The organism is Nitrosomonas sp. Nm132 (assembly GCF_900100485.1).
GTDB lineage: Bacteria > Pseudomonadota > Gammaproteobacteria > Burkholderiales > Nitrosomonadaceae > Nitrosomonas.
Window position 1 is genome coordinate 1 of the sequence record NZ_FNDH01000051.1, and the last position, 13,909, is coordinate 13,909.

Consider the following 13,909-nt stretch of genomic DNA (forward strand, 5'->3'; position numbering starts at 1 on the left):
TTGTAGCCGATCTCAGCACCTATTTGACGGCCATACAACAGCTTGACGCTGCTATCAGCATCGAGAATCCAAGCAGTATTCAAGGCCTCACGAGTGCTCTCACTTAGCGCTGTGTCCATCCAGATCGTACTCTTCATCAGCTGAGCCAGCCAGGCAGGCAGCACGTTGCGCGCCATCACAACGTTTGGGCAAACTTGGCGCAAGCGCGCTTAGCGCGCGGCGTAAGCTCTCATCGCTGACAATCTTGCTCATGCCAAGTATCTCAGGGACAACTTCGTCTCCTCGTAGCCAGCGATGTGTGCATAGCGTCGCTGCCCATCAAGAATGGAGAGCAACCAAGTACCCAGTCAATCAACCTCGGCAGGCGCATTAGGACTCGTGTAAGGGAGCGGGCACCCCTCTACCCAGCGGCTAAATAAACCACTAACTTCCAAGAACTCAGCAAAAAATGCCAACTGACCCAAAGCCGTAGCACTTCCGTTTTCATCCCAGCGTACGTGAAATCGACCACCAGGAGTCGACAAACTCATCTCCTCTGCAGCTGGCGCCATCTCCTGCACAACGCTGCCTACCGCCTTTGATGTGTTCCAAGTGAGGGGGCGACTGGTCTAGGGTTTTTCCTGATTATTAGAAGCATCATTTGAAGATGACATGGAGCATTGTTCTGGTTCCTTCATATACTTCGCTATGAACAGGCTTTGCGCGATGACAAACGTCAGCATCAATCCAGTAGTCCCAAATAATTTGAAATTAACCCAGGTGTCGGTGGCGAAGTTGAATGCCACATAAAGGTTGGCGATGCCCAATGCGGCGAAAAACCCGGCCCAAGCATGGTTAAGGATTCGCCACACCGGGTCTGGCAGGGTGATCTGCTGTCCCATGATGGATCGTATCAGGTTCTTGTTCCAGAACAGTGCAGCCAGAGACAGAACGGCGGCAAATGACCAGTAAAGCACTGATGGCTTCCACTTTATAAAAGTCTCATCTTGCAGAATCAATGTTGCACTGCCGAAGATGACAATGATCACGAGACTAATCCATAGCATATTGTCGACTTTGCGGTGACGGAACCATACCCAGCTAATTTGCGCAAAAGTTGCAGCAATGGCTACCGCAGTTGCAGCGTAAATGCCATAACTTTTAAAAGTTACGAAAAATAGGATTATCGGAAAAAGATCAAAAATAAATTTCATAAAATGATGTAAGTAGTATTGTTGATTGAATAATTATCGCAGTTGTTACGGTAATCGTTATACCTTTTGTTATGTCTCGCAGTATTCTAGTCGAGCTTGAGTGCGCTTACGGTATGATAATGTTGTCACCTGGTGTGTTGAATCCACTAAATCATACTTATTCATGAGATACTCAATTCAAACATATGGCAATTACTGTAATCAATTAACTGATAAGAATCTATGACTACTCATACTTACACCACGTCTGTACCTGTTTTCAAACAGCTATTGAACAGCCTTAACGCTATCCTGACCAAGGCTGAAGCATATGCCGCTGAGAAAAAATTTGAACCGAAAGTATTGCTAGATGCCCGGTTGTTTCCTGATATGTTCCCCTTAATCCGCCAAGTGCAAGTTGCTGCTGATTTCGCCAAGAGCGTGTCAGCGCGGCTGGCAGGTGTTGAAGTGCCGGTATATGAAGACGACGAACAGACCTTCGCCGATTTGCAGGCACGAATTGGCAAGACCTTGTCGTTTATCGAGAGCCTAACACCCGCGCAATTCGAGGGCAGTGAAACGCGTGAAATCATATTACGCCCAGGCACACCGAAAGAGAAAAAAATGGTTGGATACACCTACCTTTACCACTACGGATTACCGCAATTTTTCTTCCATGTCACCACTGCCTATGCGATTTTGCGACACAATGGTCTGGAAGTCGGCAAAGGCGATTTTATGGGTGCCTACTAAGGCTGTTAATCAGGAAAATAGAACACTTGGTATCTCAAACTTATCTTGATTCCTGATGATAGCTTTTTGGAGAAAGATCACGACGAGAAATTCCATTGAATAACCCATGAATCCGGGATAGTTATTCCGGTTTGCTTGCTGAAAGGAATGATAAACAAAGAGTCCATATGGTTACCGAGGAAACTCCACCTCAATACCACTGAATACGTGATCGCTTACCTCGGGGGGTGAGGATGTCAGGTTCATAGTTGTCTATCTTCCGCATAATTTTTCAACAATAATAAGTAAATCTGTTTGTTGCTTAACCTATGTAACCTATGAGCTCCGTATTTGAGAGCACACCTCGATCAGATGTATTTATGTTTGTGCTGGAGCTTGAAGTGATCACTTATGTCAGTTTGATAGTTGATCAATCGATAGTGCGGCGGACTGTTAATCCGCAGGTCCCAGGTTAGAGCCCTGGTCGGGGAGCCATCTATTTCAAGGCTTTGCTGGACTCGCCCTTTTTGACCGCGTTCTCAACGTGACAGAAACGTGACATAGGAATTACTTTGCTTTCCCTTGTCGATTCAATTCTGGATGCAGCAAACGCCAGATTTTCAGTAGCAAATTTGGCATAACGATCCACCATATTGCGCGATTTCCAGCCGCCCAGGTCTTTCAATTCATCGCAGCTCGTGCCAGCCTGGCGATGCCATGAAGCCCAGGTATGGCGCAAATCATGAAACCGGAAATCCTCAATCCCTGCTTTCTTAAGCGCATTCACCCAGGCCGAATTGGTTACTCCCCAGCCAATGGGCTGACCACGATAAGTAAAACAAAACTGATCATGCTTTCCTATTTGCTCCTGTAATACGGCGACTGCATCCTTATTCAACGGAACGCCTCTCGGCGTGCCATTTTTGGTTTTATTCAACCATGCCGTGCGTCGATTCAAATCAACACGGTTCCACTCCAAGCCAGTAATCTCACGTGCCCGGCAGCCTGTTGCCAGGGCGAAGCGAATCAATGCCGCCAGATGTTCGGGAGAAGCCGCAATCAATCGGTCAGCTTCCTCTCGGTTCAGCCAGCGATCCCGTTCCACTTCACCCGGCAGCAAACGAATCTTGGGGATGCTATCGATCCATTGCCATTCATCGCGTGCCATTTTCAGCAGATTGCGAATCAAGGCCAGATAACGATTTACCGTTGCCGGCGTATTGCCCTTTTTGAGTTGTCCCTGCACCACTGACCAAATCACGTCACCGTTAATTTGATTCAAGGTCAGTTTTCCCAAATAGGGATCAAGCATCCGGCAAATACGCTGCACATCCCGGTAACTGCGCAAATTCGCTTTGATCGTGAGATACCGTACCACGGCTTCTTGCCATGAGCGTTGGGGCTTAATTCCGAAATGATGCTCGCGAAAGGCTTCCAGCCGGATTTTGGCTAGCAGTGCTTCAGCATCTTGTCGGTTTTCAGTCCCAGCACTTTGGCGTATTCTTTTGCCGTTTGGGAGCGTGGTTGCAATCCACCAGAAGCGGGAATCTTGCCTCCGGTAGACGCCTTCTTGGGTTTGGGCCATGAATTTTCCTCCTTAGCCCGCCCGTGCTCGCGTTGCTTATAATCCTCTATCCAGGCATCCAAATCAACCCTGTCATACAGACAACGGCGACCCAGCTTGATAAAAGGAATCTCCAATTCAGCGAGCAGCGTTACGCCAATACCGAGATAACGCGCCGCTTCTTCTTTGGATAAACATCGAATGGCAGGCAGAGGCAGGCTAACTTTATCCATTGTTAGTCACCATCCGACTGCTTCTGATATTCGCGAGCTTCTCTTTCGAGTTCGGCTTGCTCTTTAGCGTTGTTCTTGTTCAGTAGGGAATTGAACAGCCGTGCTTTGATGGCGACCTTCTCCCTGATGTAGTCGCGAAAGGGCAACCCGAGATTGAAACTCTTCTGACCGTGATAAATACACAAGGCATCGAGAAAAGCAGCCGTGCCCGCTTCCCAATCAATAATATTCTCACGTGCCATGAATGAAATAAGGTAACTCAAGCTCATGGTAAACAGCTTGTCATCTCCAGGCACACGCGCAGCATTGAAACGAGAAGAGAGGGGGCTATCATTGGTTTCCCAATCGACAGACGACAGATAGCCCCATAAGGGATGGATCGGCCAGCGTGAACGCGTTTGATCATCGGGATTAGGGAGCGTCAGGCGCAGCCATTCAGTGGTGGCATAGCTCCATAATCCATTGAGATGATTGAGCACCTCAGACAGCTTGGATAAGCCTTTTTGGGTGAGGATTTCACGTTTCAATTCAAACTCAAGCCGCCAAACCTTATCCTTTCCATTCCAGCCTGCTTGCTTCCATAGCTCATGGAGATAGTATTTCTTGGACTGCTTCTCGATTTCCAGCGTCTTGTCATATAGGCGGCAACTGATCACGCCGCCTGAACCGATCACCCAACCGGAAAAATTACGCTCAATGGAATAGGTATTAATGGCGGAAGCACGTGTCACCCAGGCATGCCGATCCCAGCTTTCCATATCGACGGAGCTGACGAAATCGACAAACAGATCAATCCGGCCAACATTGGCCGATTCATGAACTGCTCCAAAGTGTCCGACTATATGCCGCAATACTTTATCAGCCTCAGTGGGCAAGACATGCGTCAAATACTCGCTGGAAACCTTCACATAGGCGAGTGGCATTGAACGGCTGCGGGAGAGCTGAATGCGAAAAGCGTTATCTTCCAAGATATAAGGAAAGAATCGTGCGCCTTTATCCTTGACTTCAAAGAGATGGTCTTCTACTGGATATTGCGCGTATGCTTGCTCGTGCGGTTCAGTTGATTGAGCTATTTGCTTCAACTCTTTTAAGGCTTCATCTATCTCAGGAAATAATTCACCGGGATAGGATAGATAAAGGCTATCCACCCCAAACCTCAGAAGCTTAAAGTATTCACTATTGCAGTTATTGGGTACTGTGTTACTAGGCGGCGTACCCTGTGAGGAGGCATTTGATGATGGGGATACTTTTATCGAAGTATTTCCCACCTCGCCACCGCAACACACCGCCTCGCTTCCGCTCGTTGTGCGCCGCGTTGGCCCGGTGGATTGATGTTTGACTGATTCCATTCTTGATCTCCTTAAAAGTTAAGAAGTCAGCAGAATGAGATTTGCCAACAAGGAAAAATAGGGGATAAAGAAAATTAATAAAAAGAAAAAAGGGGGATGTAGGTATTTTTATTTGGCTTGCTGCAAGGATTTACATAAAAAATAGTTAAAATTTGCTTAGCTTTCTTTATCCCTATTTTTGCGGGGTCGGCCTCGCCGATTTTTTACTTCAGGTGGAGCGATTTCTCTGATCCATTCGTATACTGTTTCACTATCATAATGTTTTCCACCACCATATTTCTGAATTAACTCATCTTCTACAATGGATGGTATCGTTCTATGTAAATCATCTACCCAGATTTTCCCAGCGATTTGCTGGCAAGCGATTTTAGCTTTTTGATTAGCTCTGAGTTTTCTATTGTTTTCTGAATCCTTGCTAGTAATTGCTAAGGAGAGGCTATCATCTGTTTCTTTTGCATTCTTTTCTTTATTTTTATTATCTCCTTCCTCGACTATTTCTGGATAATCATATCGTAAAGAAAAACCACCTTCATCTTCTGGTTCTAGATGTGTTGCACATAATGCGCGTGCACCAAGTTCAGGCATTTCAAAATCAAGCTTCCATCCCGAAGGAAACCAGAATTCTGGTAATGGTATACCTCTTCTTTCGCACCATTCGTGAAAATCCATTCTATCCAGAGTAGCCCATCTGAGTAATTTTCGGTTAAAACGTTTGCCAAAAATACAATCGTAAACGTCGCCTACATAGGTGCGGATATAAAAGCGAGGATCAGCTTTTGATTCAGGAGGACGCTTGGCAAGCGTTAAATTCACGCAGACGATTTCACCATGCAAAATGGCATGCATTAACAAGCGAGCGTAATCTTTAACCGTTAAGGGAAGCCGAAACCAGAGCCGACTCGGATCATAACCGGCCCAGCGGAAAGAAATGTCCCAGATAGTTAATTCATCAGCAATTAATGGCATATTTTTCTATGTAGTATTGGAGTTTTCAGGAGATCAAAATCTTTCCAGCTTCATATAATTTCCTAAATATTCAATTACTGCTTTTATGAGTAAACGGCGAATTCAAGTTCTTTCTTGAGAATGGGCATAACAGCTTCGCTCTTCTGCAAGAAAAAGGACAGCCTGGCTTTGCCAGACTGTGGGGGAGTAAAATGTGCTGGCATGATAGCTGCATCAAACCTTGTTTAGAGACAACTTTTGCGATAAATCGACCTGCAAACCTCTACGTTTGAGCTAAAAAAATCCGAGAAATAAGGGCAACTCAACCAATGTCAGAAATATTTATTAATTACCGTCGTGATGATAGTCGAGGACATGCGGGTCGATTATATGATCGGTTAGAGAAAAAATTTGGCAAAGACAAAATTTTTATGGATATCGATCATATTGAGCCGGGAAAAAAGTTTCCTGAGGTTATTCAGGAGAATCTAAACTCAATGTACGTGGCAATTATTTTAATCGGGAAACAATGGCTCAATATTACTGATGCCACTGGACAAAGACGTTTAGATGATCCAGAAGACTGGGTACGCCTCGAGATTGAAGAAATTTTAAGCAGACATGTACTTGCTATTCCAGTTTTAGTTGACGGTGCAGCTATGCCCGCACCGTTACATTTGCCTAGTTCAATCATTTCTCTGGCAAAACATAATGCTTTTGAAATTAGTGATATTCGTTTTCATTATGATGTTGATAATCTTATTAAAAAATTAGAAAAAGAATTAAGTTATCAAGCACCTCCAACAACTTCTTTATTCCACACTATTCCCCAAGAAATAAAAGACAGAAATCAAAATGAAGAGATCAACCAAGTAACAAAAACGATTCTAGAAGAACAAAAAACTACTAATAAATCGCTAGAACAAAATTTTGGAGAAATATCTCTTGAACATGAAAATATAAACGAAAAATCTAATCAGTTTCCCTCTCGGAGCGCAGAGCAGCATACTGAAATAATTACTGCTATAAATGGCTTAAAAGCTAGCTTGCCTGACCCCAAAGGAAATGAGTTAAATAAACTTATTACTATCCAACTTGATAGAGCTAGAGATTTCATAAGAGACATTCGTGCCAATGACGCACTTGAATTGCTTGTGAGCCTAGAGGCTACTATATCCAATTGTGACAACTATACTAGATTTAGATGGCATACAAATATAGGGGCATGTTACTTATTGCTTGATCAGAGAGAGGAAGCAGCAGAACAATATTTGACAGCTTACAACTTCGCTAAGGATGAAGAAAAGGCAGTTGCAAATAAAATTCGTGCCCATCTTTTAATCAATCAGTTTGATTACGGACTAAAAGAATCTGAGAAAGCCCTTAGAAATTATCCTGACAGTGGAATCGTTTGGGCAATGTATATCAAAGTAAAGCAATTATTGAATGAAGAATTTGACCTTTCATTATTACCTGTTGCTTTACAAAACGATAGCACAATCCTTTTGATGCTAGCAGACCTTAAATTGGTTGAGAAAGATTTTGAGGATTCGTTTAATTTGACCAGAAAAGCGTTTGATCTAGACAATTCTTCTATTGATGTTAAGCGAGCCATGCTCATATCTGCCATATCGTGGGCTACAGCCGATGAAGTTAAATCTTACTTTAGGCAAATCAGATCGGAACAGTATGATGCTTTGAAATATGCTGTAAATTCATTCAATGACATTAGAGCATTCCTCGGAAGTATTCAGAGCAAGCCCGTTTTCATTGAGGTTGCCCATAATCTTACGGTTGCCATAGAGCTCTTAGGTAATCAAGAACAAAAAAAAGATATCACTGCATATGCCTTCTCTTCATATCCAGACGAGCATGCATTTATTAAATACAAGATTAAGGAATTTGAAGAGTTAGGTGATATAGATTCCATTCGCGAACTAACCGATAACTTTCTCAATGATCTTGAAAAACCGGTGCTTTATTTATTGGCAGAAATAAGCGCAAATAAAGGTAACTTAGAATGGAATGAAAAAATACTAAAAAAAATAAATGCGGGGATATTAGAAAAACGGGAACTTGATGAATTATTTGGATTAAGAATATGTGCCCTATGGCGAAGTGGAAATAAATTAGATGCAATAAAATTAGCCAGGGATAATTTGGCACAGATAAAAGCATCTCCTGCACTTCTTTCTTTTTATATAAGAATGATAGATGAGCATGGAGACAGTAATGAGCGCGATAAAATGTTGTTGTTATGCTCAAATTTACCAGAAAATTTTTCCTCGGATGATATCGTTCAATTTGCTGATCTATTTTACGATTTTGGAAAATATTTTGAGGCTGCAAACTTCTATTCTAGGCTTATTGAGTTGCCTGCTGATGACTACTTAACAAAACGCTACTTAGATTCATTAATCAAATCAGACCAACGCGCAAAAGCTTTGGTAGTACTTGAAAGAATATCTAACGAGATACGTGAACAGCTTCCATTCAGGAGGTTTGAGGCTATCCTAGCGAGAGCTTCGGGAGATCTAGATAAATTAGAAAATATTCTTGAACAAGAACTGAAGTTACTCCCTTCTGATTCTGGCGTTGCACTAGATTATATATCAACTTTATATCGTAAAAATAAAACAAAGGAATTGTATGATTACTTAGCTCAGAATCCAACATTTGGACACATTATCGAAGCTAATGAGATTGAAATTGCCAAATACCAAATTGTACAGGGCCTTGAATATGAAGCGATGTTACGCATGTACACTTTATTTAGATCAAATCCTAATAGCTCTGAAATTGCCGGATATTACTTTTTATTGTTAATTCAAACCAAGAAATCTGATGTTTTCAAGTCATTAAGAAAAGTCGAACCAGGTACAGCCGTATATTTGGAAAGTGATAGGTATAACAAGGTTGTCGTTATTGAACCTAGACATCTTTCAGAGGGTGGGGGATGGCCTGAATGTATTAATGAAGAGAGTAAGATCGCTAAGAGACTTTCCAGTCATTGCGTAGGTGATTTTGTTGAGATTGAAATAGGAATTGAAATTCATAAAGCAAAGATCACTAATATCAAAAGTATGTTTATCTTTGCATTTGATTATGCTCATAAAGTAATTGCTGATTCAGCTTCTTCAGTCGGCCCGGTTTGGAGCATGAATCTTCAGAAATTAGATGGCGAATTTGATTTTAATCCTATATTGAAATCTCTGAAATCAAGACGTCAGCATGTGGAACGGGTTTTTAATGTATGCGATGAAAAAAAATTCCCTTTACAAATAATAGCAGATGCAATAGGTGTTGATATTGTTACTCTACTATTGGAATGGCCTTTTAAACATTTCGATTTATTTGTTAGTACAGGCGTTTCTGAAGAATTAGAAAATTGTAAGAAGGTGATTGAGAAAGGGGAGAAATCATACGTAATAGATATAACCGGCCTTATTGAATTAAACAGGCTTGGTCTACTTCCTGAAATTTTGGAAATAATTGGTAGACCTTTAGTCAGTGCTTCATTGAAAGAACAGCTTTTGGGGCTAATTCATGTTCAGAAAAATACAAACCCAGATGGTTTTGCTTCTGAAATAAATGGAAGAATTCAATATCAAGAAATACCTGAACAATACTTGGATGAAAGAAAAAGCTTTCTTGATAAATTGCTACGATTTATAGATGACTACTGTGAGGTGTCTCCTGTAATGGGCCCTGATGTTATTGGCGAGCAATTAGCATTTATTGATGAACTTATAGGTTACCCTTTAAAAGATGCTATTTATTTATCACTTGAACGTCAAGCAGTACTTATATCAGAAGATGGGGCCTTCAACTCTCTTGCCAAAAGTATTGGAGTTACCACAAGCACTTGTATACAGCCTTTATTAATGGTTCTTCGTGAAAGAAAAATAATCACTGAAGATGAATACTCTAGGTGTATATTAGATAAACTTAACCGACGGCATGACTTTACTAGTGTAACGGCGAATGATTTATTGTGGGCTGCTAAATTATGTCCTAAGACAGTTTCTCCAGGCATTGAATCCGCATTCCAAACATTTAGAAAATCAACACTTGATTGGGTTTCTGGACTCAGAGTTGGATCACTATTTCTTAAGCTAGCAGCTAAATATATTACTCCAGATGTTTTGTATCGGTATTATCAATTGCTTCTCGATTGCTTGTCTTCAGGAAGGGAAGATTCTTCATATATTATTAAAGAATCGCTGCGTGTTTATTTAGTTAATTCTTTGTCTGAGATTCAAGACAAAAAGGCCAAATTAATTATCAAAAAGTTTGGTAGCATACTTGTACCACAACCATTTCCCCTTAAAATAAAACCGATTGTGCTAGCGATAAAAAAAGCTTTTCCTTATTGACAAAATTAGCTAGCCATAATTTTTACAAGAACAGTTGAAAGCAACTTACAGTAGGCTAGGAGATATTAATTACCCAATTCCGGTTGCTGGTTGTATACCCACTTTCACCCCAAAGGGGCAGGGTTTTGAAATCGTAAAGACTAAAAGTATTGCCTTTAGTGCAATGAAGAAGGGAGCGATTAACAGCAAGTATTGGCGAGCTTGGGCGGTGTTAGACTTACATAAATGACGAAATGGATTGGGGATGAAAATGAATCATATTGATGAAAGTACCTCAGATTTTCACAATACTGTAAATAGTTATGTTGATTTTATAATCTGCCATTTCGATAAGTTGATTACTGATAAATGGTTCTATATCAATATCTTATTTGCGGCAACAATTTATTGTCTATTATTAATTTTTTGGAGGCCAGCCGCGAAAGTAATCAGCTTTATATTTCTGCGTCCTTTTAATCGAACTATTTCACAATATTTTGCTTCAGCAAACACTCTATTATTCATAAGCTTTGTATGGTTTTTCGTTGCTATTGTCGTTTCACATCAAATTTGGATTCAAGACGGTAAGATTGATAGTGTATTTGTGATCCTTGGAGGTGGCGCAGCTATTGCAAGCTATTTTTTAAATAGTGGAATAAAGTTACATACTGAAATGAGAGATCATGCAATTGTTCTAATTAGAGAAATAAAAAAACCTTGTCTTCAAAATGCACTAAAAGAAGTAAATAAATATTTTCATGATATACGTAATGGACGTTCTGAAAAAGAATGGAAAGAAAACAAGTTAAAAGAGCAAGATATTAAAATGTTATCTTCAAATAAAGAGCTTATAAATAACATAACTTTAGTTGCAAATTATTTTGAAGAAGTTGCAATTTCAATCCGTCATCGCGCAGCTCAAGAGACTCTATTAGAAGTTACTTTATTACATCCATTCATAGACTTTTATAAAAATATAGAAAAATTTTATATTCCACACATTCGTGATATAGCGAGTAAGAACACTAGCAATGCTATAGCAAATAAAATATTTTCAAATATGGATTACCTCTATCATCGCTGGTGTCCATTAAATGATAAAACAACTAATGATTTCTCCAAACTTAAAAATATCATTAACATAATTATTGTAATGATTGGCAAGCTTACATATCTCGCATTATTAATTTTCTTTTCATCGCTAATTCTGTGGTTTTTCTCTTTGTTATGGAATGAGTAAGCCATCAACAGGTGATAAAATTAAGCATACTATCTCCAGTAGTTTTAAATAATCTAAAACCTAAAAATATCACAGAATAGTTTGTGTCAAATTTGTGCCAATCTACACCAAGAACACTACCGTTTCATACTTAGTGACACTGATTTTATGCTTGGAAAGCATTGTAAGTGATTGATTTATAGATATCTGAAATATTAGATACGTTTCGTAATCAGTAGGTTAGAGGTTCGACTTCTCTCAACAGCACCATAAAATCAATATATTGTTTAATTTTTTAATATTTTACTGGAATCATGTAGACATAATGTAGACAGCAGATCGAATACAAGAGCTATGTAAATGATTTGTGTTTGAAAAATTGGTTGTAAAAAAGTGAAATTTGTAACCAAAAGATTTTGAGTTCGATTATTAATATTTTCATTATAGAATCAATAGATTATAAAATATGGAGTTTTAATGTAGTGAATATGTGAACGCTGGAGTAAGGAGATAGTGGTAACGTTTGACGTGAGGGTTGTCGGAGCAGCAAAGCTACGGAGGGAGCCAGAAACGAAGCTTGTGTAGGTTCAACTTTGAGGAATTGCTAGCGATAACTGATTCGTGATCTGGCTATTTCCACATTCGACAGCCCGTTCGTTTTTAGCTTTTTGAAAACATCATCCTCGGAAAGCTTGCATTTTGGGCCAAGTACGATTTTCTTAATTGCATTGGTCTCTTCAAAACTAATGTTTAGCTTATGATACGCCAAATTACCGTAATTTGACTCTCTAGTTTCGACTTTGTACGTATCTACGGTATCAGATATTTCAATTACTGCGCGGGTTTCTCGTTCATCTTTGAATTTCTCATTTTTATAGATAGAACAAAGACGCATAAGCGCGAGGCCGAGCTTGCCATCATTTATTAGGCTTGCTACATTTTTTTCGATGAATTTCTCATCATTTATATGTATTGTCACGCGAGAGTGTTCATTGATACGATCTCTTATTTCTTTTTCAAATGTAAGCTCATTATAAATGATTGGTTTAAACCATACGTTCCCATTCACAGGTTGGCCCTTTAGGAGAAAGCGATTGATTAGGCAGTAATTTTGTACGTCATCCTCGCTATAACCTATTGATAAGCCGTGTCCATAATTGCCATAACCATTCCACAAACTTAAGCAGTCATCTTCGTACGAAAATGAACAGATTAGAATCTTGAACCGATTATTTAGTTGGCTTGGGCTAACTGTCTGCAATATATCTAATTTTTCCGAAAAATCTTTAGTGATAATTCTTTCGACAATGCGATAACCGGCCATGTACTCATCCCAGTCATTCATTTTTGTGATGTCTGAGAACCATAAATCTTTGCTTTCGAGCATTCTCAAAAATGTATCTTGCCCAGTATACCGATATACAATATTTTCCATTTTTTGAACCTAATAAATACTAACCCTAGCGCTAACGAGCAATCATATAGTTTCAGTATATCTACCATCCATTTGAATAAGAGGAAGAATAATTGTTATATTGACTCAATTTGCTAACTGCATATTATCTCTAAATAGACGATATGCAGTGCTTAAGATTATGACATACTGATTTTGCCATTGGATTTAAACCAAAAAATTTAAACTTTCCTTGCACAAGCAAACGTTTCAACTATTAAACATCCTTACTTATCATAAGGTGCAACATTATATTCAGATGGATACCATACTGTTATTTATAGAACCCTAACTCCAAAAATAAAACGTGAAAAATTTGGTAATTATTGGCGAGTATTGACGAGCACTAGCGGGTATTAAATTAATTAAAACAGATGGTTATAACACCTGTTAATCCGACGGTCACTGGGTTGAGACAGGAGCGGGACGTTATCTATGAATAACTTGTTGTTCTATAGAGATAATATCGGAATACATCGGTTAGGGTGTCGGGGTGAGCGCCGGACTTATGTATTTGCTGCCAGTTGATGGCCTCTTCACTCGGCATTGTGTTGGACTGCTGGGGAATCAGATCCCAACTCACTCAAAGGTAACGTGCTATCCCACAGATAGTCATATACCGAGGGAGTTCTGGCACCAATCTTTTAAACATACTAGTACTCAGTCATTCTTGAAATGTCGACTAAAGCTCCCCATACTCTCGACCTTCAACGTAGAATGGAAGTGGGCCAATGGCAAAGAAATACATGGTGAGGCTAACCGAAGAAGAACAAGCTTATTTAGAAAGTTTGATGCACAAAGGAAAAGTGGCGGCGTACAAAAGGCTTCATGCCCAGATCTTGCTTAAGGCGGATGAGAACGCTTTAGGTGAATCGTGGCAAGATAGC

General features: G+C 40.0%; 11 protein-coding genes. 3 read left to right on the forward strand and 8 right to left on the reverse strand.

Translation table 11 applies throughout. The features are described from left to right. Positions 1 to 99 precede the first annotated feature (99 nt). The 3 genes from BLP80_RS16400 to BLP80_RS12825 form a co-directional block, all read right to left on the reverse strand. A complete protein-coding gene (locus tag BLP80_RS16400; RefSeq protein ID WP_256325098.1) occupies positions 100 to 252 on the reverse strand; it encodes a hypothetical protein in 153 nt (50 codons plus the stop codon). Positions 253 to 347: 95 nt separating this feature from the next. Next, positions 348 to 524 carry a hypothetical protein gene (locus BLP80_RS16405; RefSeq protein ID WP_256325099.1) on the reverse strand — a complete coding sequence of 59 codons (177 nt, stop codon included), beginning with the start codon at positions 522 to 524 and terminating at the stop codon, positions 348 to 350. Between the two features lie 84 nt (positions 525 to 608). Continuing rightward, positions 609 to 1,193 carry a septation protein A gene (locus BLP80_RS12825; RefSeq protein ID WP_090543852.1) on the reverse strand — a complete coding sequence of 195 codons (585 nt, stop codon included), beginning with the start codon at positions 1,191 to 1,193 and terminating at the stop codon, positions 609 to 611. 222 nt (positions 1,194 to 1,415) lie between these two features. Between BLP80_RS12825 and BLP80_RS12830 the strand changes: the two genes are divergently transcribed. Then, positions 1,416 to 1,925 carry a DUF1993 domain-containing protein gene (locus BLP80_RS12830; RefSeq protein WP_090543856.1) on the forward strand — a complete coding sequence of 170 codons (510 nt, stop codon included), beginning with the start codon at positions 1,416 to 1,418 and terminating at the stop codon, positions 1,923 to 1,925. A gap of 475 nt (positions 1,926 to 2,400) precedes the next feature. On the opposite strand, the gene BLP80_RS12840 is transcribed toward BLP80_RS12830, so the two are convergent. The 4 genes from BLP80_RS12840 to BLP80_RS12850 form a co-directional block, all read right to left on the reverse strand. Continuing rightward, entirely contained in the window at positions 2,401 to 3,435 is a 1,035-nt protein-coding gene (locus BLP80_RS12840) for a site-specific integrase (protein WP_256325101.1), read from the reverse strand. Continuing rightward, on the reverse strand, positions 3,354 to 3,701 hold the full coding sequence (locus BLP80_RS16410; RefSeq protein ID WP_256325100.1) for a helix-turn-helix domain-containing protein: 348 nt from the start codon (positions 3,699 to 3,701) through the stop codon (positions 3,354 to 3,356). Before BLP80_RS16410 ends, BLP80_RS12840 begins: the two co-directional genes overlap by 82 nt. A 2-nt stretch (positions 3,702 to 3,703) precedes the next feature. Then, the gene (locus BLP80_RS12845) at positions 3,704 to 5,050 is read right to left on the reverse strand and encodes a replication initiation factor (RefSeq protein WP_090543859.1); all 1,347 of its coding nucleotides are present in this window, start codon (positions 5,048 to 5,050) and stop codon (positions 3,704 to 3,706) included. Positions 5,051 to 5,206: 156 nt separating this feature from the next. Beyond that, the gene (locus BLP80_RS12850; RefSeq protein WP_090543861.1) at positions 5,207 to 6,016 is read right to left on the reverse strand and encodes a hypothetical protein; all 810 of its coding nucleotides are present in this window, start codon (positions 6,014 to 6,016) and stop codon (positions 5,207 to 5,209) included. Between the two features lie 308 nt (positions 6,017 to 6,324). On the opposite strand from BLP80_RS12850, the gene BLP80_RS12855 reads away from it, so the two are divergent. After that, a complete protein-coding gene (locus BLP80_RS12855; RefSeq protein WP_090543864.1) occupies positions 6,325 to 10,371 on the forward strand; it encodes a toll/interleukin-1 receptor domain-containing protein in 4,047 nt (1,348 codons plus the stop codon). A 250-nt stretch (positions 10,372 to 10,621) separates the two neighbouring features. Beyond that, positions 10,622 to 11,590 carry a DUF4760 domain-containing protein gene (locus BLP80_RS12860; protein WP_143002297.1) on the forward strand — a complete coding sequence of 323 codons (969 nt, stop codon included), beginning with the start codon at positions 10,622 to 10,624 and terminating at the stop codon, positions 11,588 to 11,590. A 583-nt stretch (positions 11,591 to 12,173) separates the two neighbouring features. Here BLP80_RS12860 and BLP80_RS12865 read toward each other — a convergent pair. Continuing rightward, positions 12,174 to 13,004 (reverse strand): DUF2971 domain-containing protein, encoded by an 831-nt coding sequence (locus tag BLP80_RS12865; RefSeq protein ID WP_090543868.1) that lies wholly within the window; start codon positions 13,002 to 13,004, stop codon positions 12,174 to 12,176. Positions 13,005 to 13,909: the final 905 nt, after the last annotated feature.

Coding starts and splice junctions, on each gene's coding strand:
- BLP80_RS12855 (WP_090543864.1), top strand. CDS start 6,325: ATGTCAGAAATATTTATTAATTACCGTCGTGATGATAGTCGAGGACAT.
- BLP80_RS16410 (WP_256325100.1), bottom strand. CDS start 3,701: ATGGATAAAGTTAGCCTGCCTCTGCCTGCCATTCGATGTTTATCCAAA.
- BLP80_RS12845 (WP_090543859.1), bottom strand. CDS start 5,050: ATGGAATCAGTCAAACATCAATCCACCGGGCCAACGCGGCGCACAACG.
- BLP80_RS12865 (WP_090543868.1), bottom strand. CDS start 13,004: ATGGAAAATATTGTATATCGGTATACTGGGCAAGATACATTTTTGAGA.
- BLP80_RS12860 (WP_143002297.1), top strand. CDS start 10,622: ATGAATCATATTGATGAAAGTACCTCAGATTTTCACAATACTGTAAAT.
- BLP80_RS12850 (WP_090543861.1), bottom strand. CDS start 6,016: ATGCCATTAATTGCTGATGAATTAACTATCTGGGACATTTCTTTCCGC.
- BLP80_RS12825 (WP_090543852.1), bottom strand. CDS start 1,193: ATGAAATTTATTTTTGATCTTTTTCCGATAATCCTATTTTTCGTAACT.
- BLP80_RS12830 (WP_090543856.1), top strand. CDS start 1,416: ATGACTACTCATACTTACACCACGTCTGTACCTGTTTTCAAACAGCTA.
- BLP80_RS16400 (WP_256325098.1), bottom strand. CDS start 252: ATGAGCAAGATTGTCAGCGATGAGAGCTTACGCCGCGCGCTAAGCGCG.